The organism is Rhodococcus sp. AH-ZY2, assembly GCF_030916465.1.
GTDB lineage: Bacteria > Actinomycetota > Actinomycetes > Mycobacteriales > Mycobacteriaceae > Rhodococcus > Rhodococcus ruber.
This window is the reverse complement of record NZ_CP126458.1, coordinates 1,873,365-1,891,570: the sequence shown is the minus strand read 5'-3', so window position 1 is coordinate 1,891,570 and position 18,206 is coordinate 1,873,365. Positions and strand designations below refer to the sequence as shown.

19 protein-coding genes are annotated in these 18,206 nt (G+C 70.7%); 8 read left to right on the top strand and 11 right to left on the bottom strand.

What is annotated here, in order from left to right; translation table 11 throughout:
* Positions 1–2: 2 nt before the first annotated feature.
* Positions 3–1,976, bottom strand: coding sequence for a 1-deoxy-D-xylulose-5-phosphate synthase (gene dxs / locus QNA09_RS09850; protein WP_017681362.1), 1,974 nt, complete (start codon positions 1,974–1,976; stop codon positions 3–5).
* A gap of 285 nt (positions 1,977–2,261) precedes the next feature.
* Between dxs and QNA09_RS09845 the strand changes: the two genes are divergently transcribed.
* Together QNA09_RS09845 and QNA09_RS09840 are read left to right on the top strand one after the other, a co-directional pair.
* Positions 2,262–3,236, top strand: a complete 975-nt coding sequence (locus QNA09_RS09845) for a daunorubicin resistance protein DrrA family ABC transporter ATP-binding protein (protein WP_010592576.1) — start codon at positions 2,262–2,264, stop codon at positions 3,234–3,236.
* The gene (locus tag QNA09_RS09840; protein WP_017681363.1) at positions 3,233–4,072 is read left to right on the top strand and encodes an ABC transporter permease; all 840 of its coding nucleotides are present in this window, start codon (positions 3,233–3,235) and stop codon (positions 4,070–4,072) included. Before QNA09_RS09845 ends, QNA09_RS09840 begins: the two co-directional genes overlap by 4 nt.
* On the opposite strand, the gene QNA09_RS09835 is transcribed toward QNA09_RS09840, so the two are convergent.
* The 4 genes from QNA09_RS09835 to QNA09_RS09820 all read right to left on the bottom strand — a co-directional run bounded on the left by QNA09_RS09835 (position 4,073) and on the right by QNA09_RS09820 (position 9,517).
* The gene (locus QNA09_RS09835) at positions 4,073–5,605 is read right to left on the bottom strand and encodes an MDR family MFS transporter (RefSeq protein WP_010592578.1); all 1,533 of its coding nucleotides are present in this window, start codon (positions 5,603–5,605) and stop codon (positions 4,073–4,075) included.
* Between the two features lie 59 nt (positions 5,606–5,664).
* Positions 5,665–6,123, bottom strand: coding sequence for a MarR family winged helix-turn-helix transcriptional regulator (locus tag QNA09_RS09830; RefSeq protein WP_010592579.1), 459 nt, complete (start codon positions 6,121–6,123; stop codon positions 5,665–5,667).
* Between the two features lie 137 nt (positions 6,124–6,260).
* Positions 6,261–7,529 (bottom strand): class I SAM-dependent RNA methyltransferase, encoded by a 1,269-nt coding sequence (locus tag QNA09_RS09825; RefSeq protein WP_119699738.1) that lies wholly within the window; start codon positions 7,527–7,529, stop codon positions 6,261–6,263.
* On the bottom strand, positions 7,526–9,517 hold the full coding sequence (locus QNA09_RS09820) for an APC family permease (RefSeq protein WP_010592582.1): 1,992 nt from the start codon (positions 9,515–9,517) through the stop codon (positions 7,526–7,528). Before QNA09_RS09820 ends, QNA09_RS09825 begins: the two co-directional genes overlap by 4 nt.
* Before the next feature lie 177 nt (positions 9,518–9,694).
* Here QNA09_RS09820 and QNA09_RS09815 point away from each other — a divergent pair, with 177 nt between their 5' ends.
* Positions 9,695–10,360, top strand: coding sequence for a TrkA family potassium uptake protein (locus tag QNA09_RS09815; protein ID WP_017682082.1), 666 nt, complete (start codon positions 9,695–9,697; stop codon positions 10,358–10,360).
* Positions 10,361–10,421: 61 nt separating this feature from the next.
* A complete protein-coding gene (locus tag QNA09_RS09810; protein ID WP_010592585.1) occupies positions 10,422–11,075 on the top strand; it encodes a TrkA family potassium uptake protein in 654 nt (217 codons plus the stop codon).
* Between the two features lie 4 nt (positions 11,076–11,079).
* Here QNA09_RS09810 and QNA09_RS09805 read toward each other — a convergent pair whose 3' ends face one another.
* A complete protein-coding gene (locus QNA09_RS09805; RefSeq protein WP_017682083.1) occupies positions 11,080–11,757 on the bottom strand; it encodes a DUF3159 domain-containing protein in 678 nt (225 codons plus the stop codon).
* A gap of 70 nt (positions 11,758–11,827) precedes the next feature.
* Complete coding sequence (locus QNA09_RS09800; protein ID WP_003935573.1) at positions 11,828–12,205, bottom strand: OB-fold nucleic acid binding domain-containing protein; 378 nt, start codon at positions 12,203–12,205, stop codon at positions 11,828–11,830.
* 135 nt (positions 12,206–12,340) lie between these two features.
* On the opposite strand from QNA09_RS09800, the gene QNA09_RS09795 reads away from it, so the two are divergent.
* Entirely contained in the window at positions 12,341–13,069 is a 729-nt protein-coding gene (locus QNA09_RS09795; protein ID WP_119699737.1) for an alpha/beta fold hydrolase, read from the top strand.
* A 12-nt stretch (positions 13,070–13,081) separates the two neighbouring features.
* On the opposite strand, the gene QNA09_RS09790 is transcribed toward QNA09_RS09795, so the two are convergent.
* Together QNA09_RS09790 and dut are read right to left on the bottom strand one after the other, a co-directional pair.
* The gene (locus tag QNA09_RS09790) at positions 13,082–13,918 is read right to left on the bottom strand and encodes a DUF3710 domain-containing protein (RefSeq protein WP_017682084.1); all 837 of its coding nucleotides are present in this window, start codon (positions 13,916–13,918) and stop codon (positions 13,082–13,084) included.
* A gap of 1 nt (position 13,919) precedes the next feature.
* Positions 13,920–14,390: a dUTP diphosphatase gene (gene dut / locus QNA09_RS09785; RefSeq protein ID WP_082061237.1), complete on the bottom strand. Its 471-nt coding sequence runs from the start codon at positions 14,388–14,390 to the stop codon at positions 13,920–13,922.
* A gap of 19 nt (positions 14,391–14,409) precedes the next feature.
* On the opposite strand from dut, the gene QNA09_RS09780 reads away from it, so the two are divergent.
* The gene (locus tag QNA09_RS09780) at positions 14,410–14,919 is read left to right on the top strand and encodes a DUF3093 domain-containing protein (protein WP_010592591.1); all 510 of its coding nucleotides are present in this window, start codon (positions 14,410–14,412) and stop codon (positions 14,917–14,919) included.
* An 85-nt stretch (positions 14,920–15,004) separates the two neighbouring features.
* Here the strand turns inward: QNA09_RS09780 and QNA09_RS09775 are convergent, their stop codons facing one another.
* Positions 15,005–15,307, bottom strand: a complete 303-nt coding sequence (locus QNA09_RS09775) for a DUF4193 domain-containing protein (protein ID WP_003935578.1) — start codon at positions 15,305–15,307, stop codon at positions 15,005–15,007.
* Between the two features lie 367 nt (positions 15,308–15,674).
* Between QNA09_RS09775 and cei the strand changes: the two genes are divergently transcribed.
* Positions 15,675–16,358, top strand: a complete 684-nt coding sequence (gene cei / locus QNA09_RS09770; RefSeq protein WP_119699736.1) for an envelope integrity protein Cei — start codon at positions 15,675–15,677, stop codon at positions 16,356–16,358.
* A gap of 13 nt (positions 16,359–16,371) precedes the next feature.
* Here the strand turns inward: cei and QNA09_RS09765 are convergent, their stop codons facing one another.
* Positions 16,372–17,268, bottom strand: a complete 897-nt coding sequence (locus tag QNA09_RS09765) for an inositol monophosphatase family protein (protein ID WP_010592593.1) — start codon at positions 17,266–17,268, stop codon at positions 16,372–16,374.
* A 122-nt stretch (positions 17,269–17,390) separates the two neighbouring features.
* Here QNA09_RS09765 and ppgK point away from each other — a divergent pair, with 122 nt between their 5' ends.
* A complete protein-coding gene (ppgK, locus tag QNA09_RS09760) occupies positions 17,391–18,176 on the top strand; it encodes a polyphosphate--glucose phosphotransferase (protein ID WP_010592594.1) in 786 nt (261 codons plus the stop codon).
* The last annotated feature ends 30 nt before the right edge of the window (positions 18,177–18,206 follow it).

The following is an 18,206-nucleotide window of genomic DNA, read 5'->3' as shown; positions in this document are numbered from 1 at the left end:
ACTCAGCGGCCGGGGTCCCGGCGGACGACGACGTCGCCCGCGGACTCCTCGCCGGCCGATCCGTCCACGGCCGGCTCTGTCTTCTGGGCGGCGCCGAGCCCGACCACCCAACCGGTGACCTGACGTGCGACGTCCTGCGCGGTCAGACCCAGCTCGCGGTGGATCTGCTCCCGCGATGCGTGATCCAGGAACCGTTGCGGCACACCGAGTTCGCGCGTGGGAACGTCCACGCCGGACGAGCGCAGTGCCGACGAGACCGCCGAACCGACGCCGCCGTGCATGCCGCCGTCCTCCACGGTGACGACGAGCCGGAAGTCCCGCGCCAGTCGGGCGAGGGCCGCCGGCACGGGCAGCACCCAGCGCGGGTCGACGACGGCGGCGGTGAGGCCGTGCTGCTCGAGTCGCTCCGCCGCGTCGAGGGCCAGGCCGGCGAACGCTCCGACCGCGACGATCAGCACGTCACCGCGGCGCCCGGACGGCATCCGCAGCACGTCGACGGTGCCGTCGATGCGCTCGACCGCGGGAATGTCGGGACCGACCGCCCCCTTCGGGAACCGGAGTACGGTCGGGCCGTCCGCGACGGCGAGCGCCTCGCCGAACTCCTCGCGCAGGGTTGCGCCGTCGCGTGGCGACGCCACCCGGATCCCCGGGATCACACCGAGCAGGGAGAAGTCCCACATGCCGTTGTGACTGGCGCCGTCGGCGCCGGTGATGCCCGCCCGGTCGAGCACGACGGTCACGGGGAGTTTCAGCAGCGCCACGTCCATCAGCAGCTGGTCGAAGGCACGGTTGAGGAACGTCGAGTACACCGCGACCACGGGGTGCATCCCGCCGAGCGCGAGGCCCGCGGCGGAGGTGACGGCGTGCTGTTCGGCGATGCCGACGTCGAACATCCGGTCGGGGTAGCGTTCGCCGAAGGCCGACAGGCCCGTGGGTCCCGGCATCGCGGCGGTGATCGCCACGACGTCCTGGCGGCGGCCGCCCTGCACGAGCAGTTCGTCGGAGAACACCGACGTCCAGTCCGGTGCCGACGCTGCCGCCGTGGCGCGGCCGGTGACCGGGTCGATGACACCGGTGGCGTGCATCTGATCGGCGACGTGGTTCTCGGCCGGTGCGTACCCGGCGCCCTTGCGGGTGACGGCGTGCACGATCACCGGCCCGCCGAACGACTTGGCCCGCCGGAAGGCCGCCTCGAGCGCGGCCTCGTCGTGCCCGTCGACCGGCCCGAGGTACTTCAGGCCGAGATCGGTGAACAGCACCTGCGGGCTGACCGCGTCCTTGATACCGACCTTCATCCCGTGCAGCACGGAGTACGCGGCCGCCCCGATCCACGGCAGCCGCTTCACGAAGCGGCGGCCGTTGTCGAGGACCCGCTCGTAGCCGGGTTGCAGCCGCAGCGCCGCGAGGTGCTCGGCGAGTCCCCCGATCGTGGGCGCGTAGGAGCGGCCGTTGTCGTTGACGACGATCACGAGCGGGCGGTCCCGTCCGGCTGCGATGTTGTTCAGCGCCTCCCAGCACATTCCGCCGGTGAGCGCGCCGTCGCCGACCACGGCGACCACGGTCCGGTCCTGCTGGTCCGACAGCTCGTAGGCCTTGGCGAGGCCGTCGGCGTAGGACAGGGCCGCCGAGGCGTGCGAGGACTCGATCCAGTCGTGCTCGCTTTCGGCGCGACAGGGATATCCCGACAGGCCGCCCTGCTTGCGCAGCGTGTCGAAGCCGTCCTTGCGGCCGGTCAGGATCTTGTGGACGTAGGCCTGATGGCCGGTGTCGAAGATGATCGGGTCGTGGGGTGAGTCGAACACCCGGTGCAGTGCGATGGTCAGTTCGACGACGCCGAGGTTGGGGCCGAGGTGTCCCCCGGTCGCCGCCACCTTCTCCACCAGGAACCGCCGGATCTCCTCGGCGAGTTCCCGGATCTCGGGTTGGCTGAGCCGGCGCAGGTCCTCGGGCGACTCGATGCGGGACAGGACACCCAACTGGTATTGCTCCCTCCGGCTCGGTCCCGCACGTTTCCGCGCGGGCGGTTCCACCCAGTCTACGGAGCGTCGGGGGTGGCCGACTCGTCACGTCGCGCCGCCGGTCCGTCTCACACCGTGTCCCTCACCTCATTATGCCGGTGCTGTGATGCTGCACACCCTTCCGACGGGGCCGGTTGCGGGATCCCTCGTCGCCGGGGGTGGGCACCACCCGCGGCCACGGCGGGCCGGTCGAATCCGACAAAACCGATTGCCGCGCCCGGCACCGTGGGCAAGGCTGGAGCCATGCCCCCTGCACTGGCCATCGAGACCTCGGGCTTGATCAAACGTTTCGGCGCGGACACCGCCGTGGACGGCATCGACCTCGCCGTGCCCGCCGGCGGCGTCTACGGCGTGCTCGGCCCGAACGGCGCCGGGAAGACGACCACGATCCGGATGCTCGCGACACTGCTTGCACCGGACGGCGGCACCGCGACCGTCCTCGGGCACGACGTGCGCCTCGAACCCGAGCGGGTTCGCCGCCGGGTCTCGCTCACCGGTCAGTTCGCCTCGCTCGACGAGGATCTGACCGGTTCCGAGAACCTGGTGCTGCTCGCGCGGCTGCTGGGATTCTCCAGGGCGGGTGCCCGGTCCCGGGCCGGACAGCTGCTGGCCGCGTTCGACCTGGAAGCGGCCGCGGGCCGTCAGGTGAAGCTGTACTCCGGAGGTATGCGGCGGCGTCTCGACATCGCCGCGAGCCTCATCGTCGCACCCGAACTGATCTTCCTGGACGAGCCGACGACGGGACTCGACCCGCGGAGCCGGAACCAGGTGTGGGAGATCGTGCGAGCCCTGGTGTCCGCCGGGACGACGGTGCTGCTGACGACGCAGTACCTCGACGAGGCGGACCAGCTCGCCGATCGGGTCGCGGTCATCGACCGGGGCCGGGTGATCGCCGAGGGCACCCCGGGCGAACTCAAGGCGTCCGTCGGGTCCGGTTCGCTGCACGTGCGGGTGGTCGATCCTGCGCGCCGGGACGATGCGGCGGCCGTGCTGGGCGCGGCGCTGGGGATGGCGGTGACGGCCGGCTCCGACCCGGCGGCGCTGACCGCGCGGGTGGACGATCCACGGGCCGCGGCGGCGGCTCTGACCGCCCTCGACACCGCGGACATCGGGGTCACGACGTTCGCCCTCGGGCAGCCGAGCCTCGACGAGGTCTTCCTCGCCCTCACCGGCCATCCCACGGAAGTTCCCGACGAAGACGAGGAGATCGCATCGTGACCTCGACCGCCGACCGACGGGCAGGCACGCCCGCCGCCGTCGTGGACGTCCTGCACGTCGCCGGACCGCCCCCGACTCCGGCGTCCGCGTTCGCCGCGTCGCTGTCGTTCGGGTGGCGGGCGCTGCTGCGGATCAAGCACGTTCCCGAGCAGCTGTTCGACGTGACCGTGTTCCCGCTGATGTTCACGCTGCTGTTCACGTTCCTGTTCGGCGGTGCGCTGGCCGGATCGACCGATGCGTACGTGCAGTTCCTCATCCCCGGGATCCTGGTCCAGACGGTGTGCACCATCACGATGTACACGGGCATGACGCTCAACCGCGACATCGAGAAGGGGGTGTTCGACCGGTTCCGGTCCATGCCGGTGTGGCGGCCCGCACCGCTCGTCGGCGCCTTGTTCGGCGATCTCGCCCGTTACACGCTGGCGTCGGTGATCGTGCTGACGCTCGGGATCGTGCTCGGGTTCCGGCCGGCGGGCGGTCCGGTCGGCGCGGCCGCGGCGGTGGCGCTCGTGCTGCTGTTCGCGTTCAGTCTCTCGTGGGTGTGGACGATGCTGGCGATGCTGCTGCGCACCGAGCAGGCGGTCATGGGTGTGTCGATGACCATCCTGTTCCCGCTCACCTTCGCGTCGAACGTGTTCGTCGATCCCGCGACGATGCCGAGCTGGCTGCAGGGCTTCGTGACGGTCAATCCCATCAGCCGCCTCGTCACAGCCGTCCGGGACCTGACGGCGGGTACGCCGGACGCCGCGCACCTCGCGATGGTGTTCGGGTGGTGCGCGGCGCTGGTGGTGCTGTTCGGCCCGGCGACGATGTGGTTGTACAACCGCCGGTCCTGATCAGCGCCCCGCCGCGGCGGGCTGCTCCTCGGTGACGATATCGATGGTCTTCCGCAGGGGACGGTTCGGGATGAACACGACCGCGGCGACGGTGACCAGCGCGATGATCGCGGCGACGAGGAACAGCAACCCGGTGGCGTCGCCGTAGGCGTGACGGATGATCTCCGCGACCGGCTCGGGCAGGGCCGCGAGGTCGAGGTTGCCGCCACCGCCGGCCGAGCCGGTGTCGATGCCGAGGGCGGCGAAGCCGTCTGCGGACAGCGTGGTCACCCGGGTGGCGAGGATCGATCCGAGCACGGACACCCCGATCGCTCCGCCGAAGGTGCGGAAGAACGCGACCGAGCTGCTCGCGGCTCCGATGTTGCGGACACTGACGGTGTTCTGCACGGCGAGCACGAGGTTCTGCATGAGCATGCCCGTGCCGAGGCCGACGATCGCGATGTACACACCGATCAGCCACATCGGGGTGGCGTGGTCGAGGAAGCCGAGCAGACCGAAGCCGACCACCTGCAGGACCGCGCCGAGCACCAGGAACGGCTTCCACCGGCCGAAGCGCGTGATGAGCTGACCGGAGACCACCGAGGCCACGAGCGAGCCGAACACCATGGGGATGGTGAGCAGGCCGGCGGCCGTCGGGCTGTAGCCGCGGGCCGTCTGGAAGTACTGGCCGAGGAAGGCGGTGGCGCCGAACATCCCGACGCCGACGGCGACCGACGCGATGATCGCGAGTGCGGTGGTGCGCTCGGTGACGATCTTCAGCGGGATGATCGGGTCGGCGACCTTGGACTCGACGACGACGGTGGCGGCGAGCAGTCCGACACCGACGCCGACGTACGCGAGGGTCTCCCACGACAGCCACCCGTAGTAGCCGGCCTTGCCCGCGAAGGACACCCAGATCAGCAGGACGCTGACACCGGCCGTCAGCAGCGTGGCGCCGAGCCAGTCGATGCTCACGTCCTGCTTGCGTTCGGTCACGATGTGCAGGGTGCGCTGCAGCAGCGCCATGGCGGCGACGGCGATCGGGATGGAGATGAAGAAGCACCAGCGCCAGCCGAGCGGGCTGTCGACGATGACGCCGCCGAGGATCGGCCCGCCCGACATGGACACGGCCATCACCGCGCCCATGTAACCGGAGTACCGGCCGCGTTCGCGGGGCGGGATGATGCTGCCGATGACCGCGACGACGAGCGCGGTGAGGCCGCCCATCCCGATGCCCTGGATCACGCGGGCGGCGAGCAGGACGGGCACGTTGGTGGCGAGGCCGGCAACGATCGAGCCTGCCACGAAGATGAGGATCGCCGTCTGGACCAGCAGCTTCTTGTTGAACAGGTCCGCGAGCTTGCCCCAGATCGGCGTCGAGGCCGCGTTGGCGAGCAGGGCGGTGGTGATGATCCACGCGAACTGGGTCTGGGATCCGTTCAGGTCCGCGATGATCGTGGGGAGCGCAACCGCCACGATGGTGCTGCTCAGCAGCGCCGTGAAGAGGGCGGCGAGCAGCCCCGCGAGAGCCTCGAGGATCTCGCGGTGCGTCATGGTGGTTTCGGCGGCGCCCGGGGCGCTCATCGAGGAGGGGGGACTGACAGCTGCGGCGCTCACAGGCAGTTCCTTCCGGTGGTGTCGTGGACGGAAAGGGTGTCGTTCAGGTGCGCGAGCGCGCCGAGGGCGGATTCGGCTTGCGCCTGGTCCCAGCCGCCGAGCAGCTCGTGCAATCGGGAGGCGCGACGGTCGCGGATCTCGCGCAGGGCTCTGTGCCCGGTCTCCGACACGCTGACGCGGTGGGCCCGCCGGTCGTCGGGGTCGCGGTGACGGTCCACCATTCCCCGTTCGACGAGTTCGCCCAGCTGCCGGCTCAACGCGGACTGGCTCATACACAGTTCCGCGGCGAGTTCGCTGGGACGGCACTCCCCCATCCGCCACAGGACGAACAGAACTCCGGTCAGGGCGTTGGGCAGCTCGTCGCCCGTCGAGTTGGCCAGGGCCGTGCGCAGCGTGCGACCGAACAGGAAGATCGCGTCGACGAGCGCGTGCGCGGTGTCGGGCTGGACGGCCACGGATCGCCTCCGAATCGATATTAATTGCTTGCAACACGCAACTATACATTTAGTTGCGTGTTGCAAGCAACCACGAAGGCGCGGGACCCTACGACGAGGGCAGCCCCGATCAGCGGGTGAACATCAGCGGGTGAACATCAGCGGGTGAACAAGGCCAGACACTCCACGTGGTGCGTCGAGGGGAACGCCGCGTAGACGCGCAGGTCGGCAAGCTCGAAGCCGTGGTCCCGGTACAGGCCGACATCGCGGCCGAAGGCCGCCGGATCGCATCCGACGTGCACGACGCGCTCCGGCCCCGCCGCCGCGACGGCCGCCACCACATCCCGCCCGGCGCCGGCCCGGGGCGGGTCGAGCACCACGACCTGCGGGGCGGGAAGCTCCCAGAGCAACTGCTCCACCCGGCCCGCATGGAACCGCACCTGTCCGAGATCCGAGAGTGCCTCGGCCCCGTCCTGCGCCGCCCGGCGGGACAGTTCCACCGCCTCGACCCGGCCGCCGGTGCCGACCTGATCGGCCAGGACGGCGGCGAACACCCCCACCCCGCCGTAGAGATCCCACGCCGTCGCGCCCGGCGACACCGCTGCCCACTCCCCCACGGTGTCCGAATAGGCCTGCGCTGCCCCGCGATGCGCCTGCCAGAAGCCGGTTGCCGCCACGTGCCATTCGCGGCCGCCGACGCGCTCGACCGCCCGCCCCGAGCCTTCGACCACCTTCTCGGCGCGGGGCGCACCGGCCGCCGCGCGGCGGGCTGCCGCTCCCCGCCGCCCCGGGCTGCGACGGCCCGTGCGGGACACGGGCGGCGGTGCGATCTCGATCACGTGCCGCGTCCCGTCCGCATCGAGGACCACCTGGACCTCGGAACCAGGTCGCCACACCCGTTCCGCCAGCCCCTCGTAGGCCCGGGCCTCGATCTGCGGGCAGGCCAGGTCGGTCTCGATCTCGTGGCTGCGGTAGCGCCGGTACCCCGCTCGGCCCGCGGCGTCGACCGCCAGGCGCACCCGGGTGCGCCACCGGGTGCCGTCGAGCGCACCACCCGGCAACTCCTCGACGAGCACGTCCCGCTCGACCCCGCCGAGACGGCGCAACTGCTCCGCGACCACCGCGGCCCCGAAGGCCCGCTGGGCCGGCACCGTCGCGTGGGACAGGTCGCAGCATCCCGATCCGCCGGGCCCGGCGATCGGGCACACCCGCTCCCTCCGGTCCGGCGAGGCCTCGAGAATGTGCACGGCGTCGGCGCGGCAGAACGAGCCGCCTCGGTCCTCCGTCACCGACGCGACGACCCGCTCGCCGGGTAGGCCGTGCCGGACGAACACGACCCGGCCCTCGTGCCGCGCGACGCAGAACCCCCCGTGCGCCGGGTTGCCCAGTGTCACCTCGAGCCGGCGTCCGGACCAGTCGACACTCATCGTTCCTCCTCGAATCCCCGCCGCACCGATCCCGGCGCGGAATCCAGACGTTCCGCGCGGGCGTGGGCGGACGAACTCAGCTGCCACGGGACGCTGGTGACCATGACACCGGGCTGGAACAACAGCCGGCTCTTCAGCCGCAGCGCGCTCTGGTTGTGCAGGATCTGCTCCCACCAGTGACCGACGACGTACTCCGGGATGAACACGGTCACCACGTCGCGCGGTGAATCCCGCCGCACCCGCCGGACGTATTCGAGGACGGGACGGGTGATCTCCCGGTACGGCGACTCGACGACCTTGAGCGGGACGGTGATGTCGCTGCGTTCCCATTCGCGCACCAGCATCCGCGTGTCGGCGTCGTCGACGTTGACCGTGACCGCTTCGAGTGTGTCCGGACGGGTCGCCCGCGCGTACGCCAGCGCTCGCAGGGTCGGCATGTGCAGCTTGGACACCAGCACGATCGAATGGGTGCGACTGGGCAACACCCCGTCCCATTCGGTGTTCTCCAGTTCCTCGGCCACGCTGTCGTAGTGACGGTGGATGGCCTTCATCACGCCGAAGATCGCGACCATCGCCACGATCGCGATCCACGCGCCCGCCGCGAACTTCGTCACCAGCACGATCACCAGCACGGACGCGGTCATGGCCAGGCCGATCGTGTTGACGATCCGCGACCGCTGCATGCGTCTGCGCTGCTCGGGATCGGTCTCGGACGCCAGATGCCTCGTCCAGTGCCGGATCATGCCGGTCTGACTGAGGGTGAACGAGACGAACACACCGACGATGTAGAGCTGGATCAGCTTCGTGACCTCCGCGTCGAAGGCCCACACGAACACGATGGCCACGCCCGAGAGGAACAGGATGCCGTTGCTGAAGGCCAGCCGGTCGCCGCGGGTGTGCAGCTGCCGGGGCAGGTAGCGGTCCTGCGCCAACACCGAGGCCAGCACCGGGAAGCCGTTGAACGCCGTGTTGGCGGCCAGCACCAGGATCAGCGCCGTCACGACGGTGATCAGCACGAAGCCGAGCGGGAAGCCCTCGAACACCGCGTGCGCCAACTGTGCGACGAGCGTCTTCTGCTGGTAGTCGTCCGGCGCGCCGCGCAGCTGGGTCTCGGGATGCTCGGCGATGACCACACCCACCTTGTTCGCGAGCAGGATCATGCCGAGAAGCAGCACGATCGCGATCCCACCGAGCATGAGCAGGGTCGTGGCAGCGTTCCGGGACTTCGGCTTGCGGAACGCGGGCACCCCGTTGCTGATGGCCTCGACCCCGGTCAGGGCCGCACACCCGGACGAGAACGCGCGGGCGATGAGGAACACGAACGCGATCGCCGTCAGACCGGACTGCTCGGCGACCAACTCGAAGCCGGCCGACTCGGCCCGGACGTCCTCGCCGAACACGAAGATGCGCACCAGCCCCCAGCCCAACATCACGAGCATGCCGATCATGAAGGCGTAGGTGGGAATCGCGAAGGCCGTGCCGGCCTCGCGGAGGCCACGCAGATTGATCGCGGTCAGCACGACGATCGCGGCGACCGCGAAGAGCACCTTGTGCTGCGCCACGAACGGGACCGCCGAGCCGATGTTCGCCGCAGCCGAGGAGATCGAGACGGCGACGGTGAGCACGTAGTCGACCATCAGGGCGCTGCCGACGGTCAGGCCGGCGGTCGGGCCCAGATTCTTGGTCGCCACCTCGTAGTCTCCGCCCCCCGACGGATAGGCGTGCACGTTCTGCCGGTAGCTCGCGACGACGACCGCGAGGACGAGCGCCACCGCGACGCCGATCCACGGGGTGAACACATACGCCGACAGACCCGCGACCGACAGGACGAGGAAGATCTCCTCCGGGGCGTACGCCACCGACGACAGCGCGTCGGATGCGAACACCGGCAGGGCGATTCGCTTGGGCAGCAACGTGTGACCGAGCGTGTCGCTGCGAAACGGCCTACCCAACAACAACCGCTTCGTGGCGGTCGAGAGCTTGGACACTCGCAAAGCCTAAGCCGTCCCGCCGGCCACCCGCCGGGCGCCCGGGGTCGTGTCCGAAATGCACCGCTGCCGGGGCACCTTCGCCGGGCACTGCACACCGGTCCTGCGCGAGCGGTACGGTTCGGTTCTGCGCGTCGCGACCGGGCGACACGGCAAGCAAGAGAATCGGAGCGAACGGTGTACGTGGTGGTCATGGGTTGCGGCCGGGTGGGTTCCTCCCTGGCTGCGGCGCTCGTCCGGCTGGGCAACGAGGTGGCCGTCATCGATCGCGACCCGAGCGCGTTCCTTCGGCTCGGCCCGGACTTCCCGGGACACACGATCGTGGGGATGGGCTTCGATCGGGACGTGCTGGTGCGGTCCGGCATCGAGCGGGCCGACGCGTTCGCCGCGGTCTCGTCCGGAGACAATTCGAACATCATCTCGGCCCGGGTGGCCCGGGAGACCTTCGGTGTCGAGCGCGTCGTCGCCCGCATCTACGATGCCAAGCGCGCCGCGGTGTACGAGCGCCTCGGGATCCCGACCGTCGCCACGGTGCCGTGGACGACCGACCGGTTCCTGCACAACCTCACCCACGAGAGCCAGACCGCCAAGTGGCGGGATCCGACGGGCACCGTCGCCGTCGCCGAGGTCTCGGTGCACGAGGACTGGATCGGCCGCAACGTCACCGACTTCGAGGCGGCGACCCATTCGCGGGTCGCGTTCGTCATCCGCTTCGGCACCGGGGTCCTACCCGACCGGAAGACGGTGCTGCAGGCCGACGACCAGGTCTACATCGCGGCCGTCTCGGGCACCGTCGCCGAGGCGATCGCCCTCGCCGAACAGCCCCCCGCGGCCGACGACTGACCGTCCGGTGCCAGCAGGCGCAGCCGAACACACGACCCGGACATCACCGAGAGGATCGCCGATGAAGGTGGCCATTGCGGGGGCGGGAGCCGTCGGGCGCTCCATCGCGCGCGAACTGATCCGCAACCACCACGACGTCATGCTGCTCGAGCGCAAGCTCGAGCACGTCGAGCCCGACTCCGTGCCCGATGCCAAGTGGGTGCACGCCGACGCCTGCGAGCTGAGCCTGCTCGAGGCCGCACAACTCGAGCAGTACGACGTGGTGATCGCCGCGACCGGCGACGACAAGGCGAACCTGGTGCTGAGCCTGCTTGCCACCACCGAGTTCGGGGTCGCGCGGGTCGTCGCGCGCGTCAACGACCCGCGCAACGAGTGGCTGTTCGACGAGTCGTGGGGGGTCGACGTCGCCGTCTCCACGCCGCGCATGCTGGCGTCGCTGGTCGAGGAGGCCGTCTCGGTCGGCGATCTGGTCCGGCTGATGACACTGCGCAAGGGCGCGAACCTGGTCGAGATCACCCTGCCGGACACCACCGCGCTGGCCGGGAAACCGGTGCGCAAACTGCAACTGCCCCGGGACGCGGCCCTGGTGACGATCCTGCGCGGGGGCCGCGTCATCGTCCCGCAGCCCGACGACCCGCTCGAAGGCGGCGACGAACTGCTGTTCGTCGCCGCGGACGAGGTGGAACAGGAACTGCGGGGAGCGCTCGGGCTCTAGCGGATCAGCGGACGTCCTGGTCGGGGCCGTCGGCGGCCCGGCCCGGCCCGGTCTCGATCGGCTCGTCGACCGTCTCGGGCGCCGGTTCGACGACCCGATCAGCGCGGCGCACGGCCCACAACGTGACCAGCAACGCCACCGCAGTCAGCGGCCATCCCATGCCGATGCGGGCCACGGCGAGCCAGCCGGTCCGGTCGGCGTCGTACAGCTCGTGTTGCACGAGGTAGCGGGCCGCGAACACGAGCGCCCACGCCGCCGTCGCGATGTCGTAGGCGCGCACGGCGACACGGTGCCGCCGCCAGGACGATCCCTGCCCGTTGAGCATGCCCCAGATCACGCCGACCAGGGGTCGCCGCACCAGGACGGACAGGACGAAGCCGGCGGCGTACAGCAGACTGGTGTAGATGCCGAAGAGGAAGTATCCCTTGGCGTCGCCGGTGCGATAGGCGATGAACGCGCACACACCCACACCGAGGAACCCTGAGACGGCGGGTTGGACGGGAGTGCGCTGGACGAGCCGCCACACGAGCACGGCGGTGGCCGCGGCGAGGGCGGCCCAGATCGCGGCGGTCAGACCCCAGATGCTGTTGACCGGAACGAACACCAGCACGGGCACGGTCGACGAGACCAACCCGCTGAGTCCACCGAGTTGTTCCAGAACCGTCTGCTGCTTCTCGCTCACTCCTACGAGGGTGCCACAGCTCAGCTCAGGGGCGGGTGGCGCCGGGTACGGGCGCGGGGCGACGACCGGGTCAGGCCCGCTCGCGCAGTTCGTAATACGGGTTGTAGAGGACCTTCGCGCCGTCGCGTTCGCCGACGCGGCCGCGCACGAGCAGCGTCTTGCCCGGCTCGATGCCCGGGATGCGGCGACGTCCGATCCACACGAGCTTGACGGCTTCGGTGCCGTCGAACAGTTCCGCCTCGACGGCGGCGCTGGCGGCCTTCGGGCACGCCTCGACACTGCGGAGGCGGCCGAACATGGTCACTTCCTCCCCGCGCGCACAGTCGCAAGCGCGGCGGGCCCCGGTCGCCTGGGCGGTTTCGGCGATCTCCTCGGCGTCGAGCTGTTCGAGATCTTCCGTGAGCCGACGGGTGAGTCGGCGGAAGTAACCGGCTGCGGCGGTTGCCATAGCGTGCTCCTGGAACGGGCGCGGCACGGGTCGCGGGCCGCGCATGGGGCTTTCCTGAGGGCCACTGTAGACCTATCGGGACAGGGCAACCACTCCGGTTCCCACCTGCGCCGACGGGTCCGGCAGGATCGGGGCATGCCCTCCGTGAACAGCTCCCCCGAACGCCACGCGACCAGGGCTGTCGTCGCCGTGATCCTGCCCGGAACAGGCTCCGACGCGCACTTCGCCGAGCGTGCGTTCGCGGGTCCGCTCGCCGCCACCGGAGTACGCACCGTCGCGGTCGACCCGGATCCGGCACGCGTGGTCGGCAGCTACGTCGATGCCCTCGACCGGGCCGCGGCCGAGGGGCCGGTGCTGGTGGGCGGCGTATCGCTCGGGGCCGCGGTCGCACTGCGATGGGCGGCCGAGAATCCCGGACGCACCGTCGGCGTGCTGGCTGCGCTGCCGGCGTGGACGGGCTCACCGGACGCCGCACCGGCGGCGGCGAGCGCCCGATGGACCGCCGGGGAGCTACGTACCCACGGGCTGGCTGCGGTGACCGCCGCGATGGTGGCGTCCAGCCCCGCGTGGCTCGGGACGGAACTGGCCCGCTCCTGGCGGTCGCAGTGGCCGGGCCTGCCGGCGGCGCTCGACGAGGCATCCCGATACTGGGCCCTGGACCTGCACGAGCTGCAGGCCGTGGAGGTGCCGGTCGGCATCGCCGCCGCCGTGGACGACGCGGTCCATCCCCTCGCGGTCGCGCAGGAATGGTGTGCCCACCTGACGCGGGCCGCGCTGGGCACCGTCACCCTCGCCGAGATCGGCGCCGACCCGTCCGTACTGGGAACGACCTGCCTGAAGGCGCTGCGGCGCGTCCGGGGCTGACGGATCGGACCGTCAGAAACCGAGCTGCTGCATCGCCGAGCCCGACTCGCCGTGCCGCGGGCGCGTCTGTGGTGCCGGCTGCTGAGGCGGTGCCGGCTGCTGAGGTGCCGGCTGCTGAGGTCCCGGCTGCTGAGGTCCCGGCTGCTGAGGTCCCGGCTGCTGGGGCGTCGGCTGCGCTGCCTGCTGCGCGGCTGCGTGCTGCTGCTGCTGTGCGGCGGCGGCTAGTTGCTCGGCAAGAGCCTTCGGCAGCACCACCGGCAACGGCGTGCGCACCGGGTGCGGATCCTGGCCGCGACGCACGACGGTTTCGGCGACGATGCTGCGTGCGGTCTCCACCAGCGGCGAATCAGCCGTCACCGAACCGGCCGGCCCGGCGACCACGCAGCGGATCATCCACCGGTAACCGTCGACCCCCAGAAAGCGCAGATCCGCGTTCGGGGTGCTGCCCTGCAGTTCCCGGCCCCACGGTCCGCTCTCGATGCTGACCGTCGCATTGTCGCGGCGCAGCGATTCGGCCAGCTCGGCAGCCACCTCCCGCCACTGCCCCGGAGACTTCGGCGCCGCGTACGCGGAGACGGTGATCCGTCCGTGCTGGGTCACCAGATGCACGGCCTGGGGTTGACCGTTCGGCGCCATCTCCACCTGGATCTGCCCACCCGGCGGCAGCGGCACGAGGACCGACCCGAGGTCGAGCCGGCCGCCGACCGCGTCCTCGCCGATGTCGTCGATGTCGTAGGGACCGCCCTGCGGCACCGGTGTCTCGTCTTCCCCGGGCATGGGCGCGAACTCAGCCTCGTCCGCGAGTCCGGGTGCTTCGGCGTCCCGGTTCTTCCGGCGTCGTCCGAACATGTCAGGAACCTTCCTTCACCAGACCTGCGTGCCCACCGCTCGATCCGTATCCTCCGGCGCCTCGGCTGGTGTCGTCGAGAGAGTCGACCTCGACGAAGTCGACGAGTTCCACCTTCTGCACGAGCAGTTGGGCGATGCGGTCGCCACGACGCAGCTCGACCGCGCGGTCGGGATCGTGGTTGATCAGGCACACCTTGATCTCGCCGCGGTAGCCCGCATCCACCGTCCCGGGGGTATTGACCACCGAGAGCCCGAACTTCGCGGCCAGGCCGGAACGCGGATGGATCAGACCCACCGTGCCGACGGGCAGGGCCACCGCGATGCCGGTCCCCACCAGCGCTCGCCGCCCGGGCTCGAGGGTCACGTCCACCGTGGTGCACAAGTCCACGCCAGCGTCGCCGGTGTGTGCGCGGGCGGGCACAGGAATCCCCGGGTCCAGACGGAGCAGAGGGACGGCTGGAAGATCGGTCACGTGCACCGAGACTACTCTGATGGACGTGTCTCGAACCTCTCGACCCGACGCGGATGCGCAGCAGACGACCGACGTGCCGGTCTACTCCGAACGGATGTGGGTGCCGCTGTGGTGGTGGCCCCTCGGCCTGGGCGTGGCCGCGCTGCTGGCCGCGGAACTGCACATGGGGGCGCCCGGTCTGCAAGCCTGGCTGCCGTACGTGCTGCTGCTGCCGTTCCCTGTCTGGGCGCTCGTGTGGCTGTCCCGTCTGCGGTTGGAGGTGACGGGCGGGGAACTGATCGTCGGCCGGGCGCACCTGCCGCTCGAGGTGATCTCCCGCGCTGTCGTGGTGCCGGCGTCGGCGAAGAGCGCCGCCCTGGGCCGCCAGCTCGACCCGGCGGCATACGTCCAGCACCGCCCGTGGATCGGGACGATGGTGCTCGTCGTGCTGGACGACCCGGACGACCCCACCCCGTACTGGCTGATCAGCACCAGGCGGCCCGCGGAGCTGCAGGCCGCCCTGGGATGCGCCGACCACTCCGGACACTGAACCGGGCGCGGCCGGTCAGCGCGATCGTCCGGGACTCAGCGTGGACAGTCCCGCCGGGACTCAGGCTGCACAGTCCCGCCGGGACTCAGGCTGCACAGTCCCGGCAGATCATCACGCCGTTCTCGTCGCTGGCGAGCCGACTGCGGTGGTGTACCAGGAAGCAGCTCGAGCAGGTGAACTCGTCGGCCTGCTTGGGCACCACCCGGACCGACAGCTCCTCGCCGGACAGATCGGCGCCGGGCAGCTCGAAGGACTCCGCGGTATCCGACTCGTCGACGTCCACGACGGCGGACTGCGCCTCGTTGCGTCGCGCCTTCAGTTCTTCGAGTGAATCCTCCGACACCTCGTCGGTTTCGGTTCGCCTCGGTGCGTCGTAGTCAGTCGCCATTTCCTCTACCTCTAGTCCTCGTGCAGGTGCCCGGCCGGAGGACACTGTTCATGTCCTTCGGCGGGGGCAACGCCCGACCGTCTCCGGAAGTTCCCGCCGACCGTGTCCGGGTCCCGGACACGACCCGGGCCTCCCGCTGTCGAAAGCCCGATCATCGAATCTTCGACGACCTGGGCCGCCGAACAATAGCGGAAGTACCCACAGAAGCCGTAACCGATACACGCGATCCGGGGAAATGTCGGTCAATTGTCACCAACACCACAGCAACTCGAGACATTCCACCGTTCGCCCGCCTTCGCGGACCCCCCCCGGGATGCCCTCTACAGTGGTCGCACACACCCCTTGGAGATGCGAGAGGCAGGGCGCCGTGGTTTCCCTGATCACCGAAGGCCGGGCGCGTGACGAACGCGGCCGGCCGTTCCCCCGCCGCCGCGTCGTGCCGGCCGCGGCACTGTTCGCGATTCTGGCTACGGTCGGGATCGTGGTGTGGGCATCGGTGTTCGCCGGTTCCGACCCGGTATCCCGGACCGTGGCATGCAACGCCCCGCCGACCGTGCCGTCGGAGCCCGGAGGACCGCAACCGGCCCCCCTCGGCGAGGTGGTCGACCGGTCCGTCCTGCTCGACGTCGAGCCCGCTCCCCTGGCGGCGACGCGGGTGCGGGTGTTCAACGCCAACGGTGAACGTGGCCAGGCGACCCATGTGGCCACCCAGCTGGCCGAGTACGGCTTCGCGAGCGCACCGGACGTCCAGGCGGGCAACGACCCCGTCTACGTCGACCAGAACATGCAGTGCCACGGTCAGATCAGGTTCGGGGCCGCCGGAGCCGCAGCTGCCAGCACGGTGTGGCTGGTCGCACCGTGCGCCGAACTCGTCCGCGACGACCGTGCCGACGACACCGTCGACCTCGCCCTGGGCACCTACTCCAAGGAGATCGCGCCCAACGCCGATGCCGAGGAGGTGCTGCAGTCGCTGCGGGAGGCGCCGGTGGGTGCGGTCGCCGCGCCGCTGGACATCGACCTGCTGGCGGCGGCCCGCGACGCCCGCTGCTGAGCGCCGCGGACCGTCAGGCCGGGATCGGAGCGTCGGCGCCGAACGTGGCGAGCAGGTCCGCGAGCTGTGCTGCGACGCCGGGTGCAGCGGCGACGGTGATCTCGCCGACGTCGCCGCCACCGGTCGGTAGCCGCACCCAGGCGCCCGCCTCCGCGGCGATCAGCGCACCGGCGGCCCAGTCCCACGGTTGCAGCCCGTGTTCGTAGTGGGCATCGACCCGGCCCGAAGCCACCATGCACAGGTCCAGGGCGGCCGCGCCGATCCGGCGGATGTCCCGCACTCTCGGCAGCAGCTCCGCCACCAGAAGGCCCTGTCGTTCGCGCCGGTGCGGCGCGTAGGAGAAGCCGGTCGCGACGAGTGCGTGGGCGATGTCCCCGACCGGGTTGCAGCGCAGACGCGTCACCGATCCCCCGGCGTCGGTGCGGGTGGCCCCCTCTCCGCGCGCGGCCGAGTAGACATCTCCGGCGGCGACATCGACCACCGCTCCCGCCACGGATCTTCCACCGACCTGGGCTGCTATCGAGACCGCGTACGCGGGGATGCCGTACACGAAGTTCACCGTGCCGTCGATGGGGTCGACAACCCATCGGACACCGGTCGACCCGGCATCGGCGCCGCCCTCCTCTCCGAGGATCGCGTCGCCCGGCCGCGACCGGGTCAGCAGTCGCCGGATGAGGTCCTCGGTCTCGGTGTCCGCCATCGTCACCGGATCGGTGTCGGTGCTCTTCGATCGCACCGCGCCGGCCGTGCGAGCACCCGGGTCGGCGGCCGGGAACAGCTCGGGCCGCCGGGCGCGCACGTGGGCGGCGGCCGCCACCGCGACGTCCACGGCGATCTCCCGCAGCCGGGCCGGGTCCGTGGTGGCGTCGCGGGAAAGGGTGCAAGGGTGGGGATCCGGGGTGTCGGGCACCCGAGTATCCGAACACACTGCGCGGTACGGCACCACCCGCGTTGCCGCCGCGTTCGCATTAGGGTGACGTCACGACAGCGGTTGCCCGCGGTGACTGTTCCGGTGACGAGAGGGAGCGCGAGATGACGCAGACGACCCAGCCGGCCATGCCGGATCCGGACCTTCTGGGATTCGGTGTCGACGTCGGGGGCAGCGGCATCAAGGGCGGGGTCGTCGACATGTCCACGGGTGTTCTGGTGGGTGAGCGCATCAAGATCCTGACTCCCCAGCCGTCGACTCCGCAGGCGGTCGCGGACACCGTCGCCCGAATCGTGGAGCAGGCGCAGTGGACCGGACCGGTGGGGGTCACCCTGCCCAGTGTGGTGACCGGTGGGGTGGCGCGTACGGCCGCGAACATCGATCCGGCATGGATCGGCACCGACGCCCGGGCGTTGTTCGCTTCGGCTCTGGGGGATCGCCCAATCAGCGTGCTGAACGACGCGGATGCCGCCGGTCTCGCCGAGGACCGCTTCGGTGCGGCCAGGGACGCGTCGGGAGTGGTCGTCCTGCTCACCTTCGGAACAGGGATCGGCTCGGCGGTGCTGCACAACGGCGTTCTGTTGCCGAACACCGAGTTCGGGCACATGGAGGTCGACGGGATGGAAGCCGAGCACCGCGCGGCGTCGTCGGTCAAGGAGAGCAACGAGTGGTCGTACAAGCGGTGGGCCAAGGAGGTCTCGCTGGTGCTGTCGCGGTTCGAGGCCCTGCTGTGGCCCGACCTGTTCATCGCCGGCGGCGGCATCAGCCGCAAGCACGAGAAGTGGATCCCGCTGCTGACCAACCGCACGCCCGTCGTTCCGGCCGCGTTGCGCAACACCGCCGGCATCATCGGGGCCGCGTGGGCTGCGAAAACAGGCGTCCACCCCTGAGTCCTGCACATCGCGCACGACGGCGATCGT